Below are 339 nucleotides of genomic sequence, written 5' to 3'. Positions count from 1 at the left end.
CCAGTTATGGCCACAGCCAGACGAGCCTTATAAATTTTTCGCGCGCCGATGGCCATCGAAAGCGCACACGGCCTGCTTACGGCTCCATCCCGCTCTAAAAATAGCAATAAAAATTCCCGACATAGAAAGAATCAGGTCGGGAACTAAAACTGGCGCGCCGGAGAGGATTCGAACCCCCAACCTACGGATCCGAAGTCCGTTGCTCTATCCAATTGAGCTACCGGCGCGCGAGATGTTTGGCGGTGGGGGAGGTATGAAACCAAATACCGGCGACCCCTCATCGGATTTTTAGATGCCTCAGACGACCGATTTATAACGCTTCGCGATAAAGTGAACCCA

General features: G+C 52.5%; 1 protein-coding gene and 1 tRNA gene. Both read right to left on the bottom strand.

Annotated elements, in window-relative coordinates; translation table 11 throughout:
- Nucleotides 1-107, bottom strand: a 107-nt coding sequence (locus EZM41_RS14465) for a CinA family protein (protein ID WP_198468365.1), incomplete at its 3' end; no start/stop codon positions are given.
- A gap of 43 nt (nt 108-150) precedes the next feature.
- Nucleotides 151-227, bottom strand: a tRNA-Arg gene (locus EZM41_RS00565).
- Between the last annotated feature and the right edge of the window lie 112 nt (nt 228-339).

The sequence above is a fragment of the Acetomicrobium sp. S15 = DSM 107314 genome, assembly GCF_016125955.1.
GTDB lineage: Bacteria > Synergistota > Synergistia > Synergistales > Thermosynergistaceae > Thermosynergistes > Thermosynergistes pyruvativorans.
This window is presented reverse-complemented; position numbering and strand designations above follow the sequence as displayed.